We start from the raw sequence: 2,353 nt of genomic DNA on the forward strand, positions 1-2,353 counted from the left end.
ACTTTTGACTTAAACATCAAAAGCAGCTTTTTAAATTGACATATTTAGGTTAATTACGCAGGAAATTGCGATTAACCGTGAAGAATTTGTCTGGAAACCATAGCATTGTGGTCCCACCTGATCCCATTCCGAACTCAGAAGTGAAACGCAATCACGCCGATGGTAGTGTGGGGTCTCCCCATGTGAGAGTAGGTCATTTCCAGGCGCCAAATAAAAGAAAAAGGCCACCCAATCGGGTGGCCTTTTTCTTTTGTCTGCTTTTTGGAAGTGACACTCGAACATGGGAAAATAAAAAGCCCGAACGCAGTGAGGTTCAATTCCATGTGTACCCAGAGGGCATAATAAATAGTAGGGAGAGGCCCTTGCGATTATCAAACGCAGTTTGATGCATGCTCTGGTAGAAAATTGTTCCTGACATGTTCGACATTCCCCACATCCATGTGGGTCAACGCGGAGAGCTTGCTCGAAGCTGGCCATGACAGGCGCCGAATAAAACATAGAGGCCACCCAATCGGTATTATGTCTGATTTTTGGAAATGACCCTCTCACATGGGGAGATAGACACTTCTGCCATATATGGGGAAGGTAGAACGACGTTTGAACCAAAGCCGAGAATAACGATTAGCTTCAAGGAGCTTCTTATACCATTTTGATTAAGTTTATGATCTAATATCAAATTGATGATTATTAGGGCATGTTTTGAGACCTGATCCTGACTTCAGAGTACTGCACAAAAAGAGTCTAATGGGCAAATGAGAATACGCCTACTTACTATTGCTCACTTTCAAGATGGCCTATCACGTACACAGATTGCTAACATACTTAAAATTAGCCGAACTAGCGTTAACCGCTGGGTTTCTGATTTCCTAAGTCATGGTGTCCACGCCCTGCAAGAAAAGCATCGAAGTGGGCGGCCTTCCAAATTATCAGCGACTCAACAATAAGCATTAGCCCAATACATACATCGAATGTCTCGTTCTGATAAAGGAGGGAGACTGACATTAGTAGATTTACAGCGTTATATATTCTCTACTTTTAAAATTGAGTATGAACTTTCAGCGACTCACCGTTAACTCAAAAGGCTAGGATTTTCTTGGATAACGAGCCGTTCAAAACACCCTAAACAATCACTTGAGGTGCAAGACGCTTTTAAAAAACTTCCAACTGGAAACGCTCCTTCACACTCCAGGCCACCTCCCTCTTGATCGCATAGACGTTTGGTTTCAAGACGAAGCACGCTTTGGTCAGCAAAATACCACCACGAAAGTTTGGGCTAAAAAAGGAACAAGGCCCCGAGCGGTAAAACAGCAACAATTTCAATCCACTTATCTCTTTGGTACCGTTTGCCCGACATCAGGTGCAATGGAAGCGTTAATTTTTCCTACGGTGAACAAAGATGTTATGTACTTACACTTAAAGCAGCATCGCTGATGCTACATCTCCAGATAGGTTAGCGGTGGTGGTAATGGATCGTGCTGGCTGGCATCAAGAAGGGTTAGTCGATGGGTTAAATAATGTCGTTATTCTCAAGCTGCCGCCTTATTCACCCGAACTAAACCCTATCGAACAAGTGTGGAGTTGGATGAGGCAGCATTCTTTGGCAAATAGGTCATTTAGTTGCTATGAATAAATTGTTAATAAGTGCAGCGAAGCATGGAACCAGTTTAGGGCTTGCTCAACTCGAGTACAACTCGAGTACAAAAGGTGTGTTATCCGATTTATATGGACATAGGGGATCTCTGATTATTGTCTAGAACAACAAAGACCGGGCGTATCGCTGTTAATTAATGAAGTCATTAACGACCTTGTCTACCGTGTGTTGAGCTCTCGCTGAAAGATCTGATATTGAGTAGTATGGATATTACTGCTTGTTTATTCTCCTTTTTAAGTTGTTTTTGTGGATAAGTTTGGGGGTAATAAGTGGGAATGCTGTGCTTAATAAAGAAAGTGAAAATAAATGTTATTTATCGCAAAAAAGGACTTGTGCTTAGCTCAAATCTCCCTATAATGCGCAACCACTGACACGGCAAAGCAGGCTTACTACTTAGTCGAAAGATTAGAGAGTACGGGACTTACAGCGGTGTTAGAGAGAATAATCTCTTCGGATTTTAATCTCAGGTGGCAAGCGCTTTAAGGGCTTCGGTTTTGATTTGTGATTAAGAAATCAACACTTGAAAAACTTCTTAAAATAAGCACTTGACGCCGCGACTGGAGAGTGTAGAATACGCCTCCTCAAGCCAAAGACCTAGCGTCTTAGGCTGCTAGCTGAAAAATGCGTTTTTCATACTAGCAACGCTCTTTAACAATATGACAAGCAAATCTGTGTGGGCACTCACAGGTGTTGAGTTATTCG

1 rRNA gene and 1 pseudogene are annotated in these 2,353 nt (G+C 42.4%); both read left to right on the plus strand.

The features are described 5' to 3' along the window. The first annotated feature begins 89 nt into the window (after positions 1-89). Positions 90-205 (plus strand): 5S ribosomal RNA (rrf, locus tag L2764_RS26800). 547 nt (positions 206-752) lie between these two features. Continuing rightward, positions 753-1,627, plus strand: a pseudogene (locus tag L2764_RS27950) (IS630 family transposase); the annotation flags it as partial. Positions 1,628-2,353: the final 726 nt, after the last annotated feature.

Origin of the sequence: Shewanella surugensis (assembly GCF_023284005.1) — a bacterium.
GTDB lineage: Bacteria > Pseudomonadota > Gammaproteobacteria > Enterobacterales > Shewanellaceae > Shewanella > Shewanella surugensis.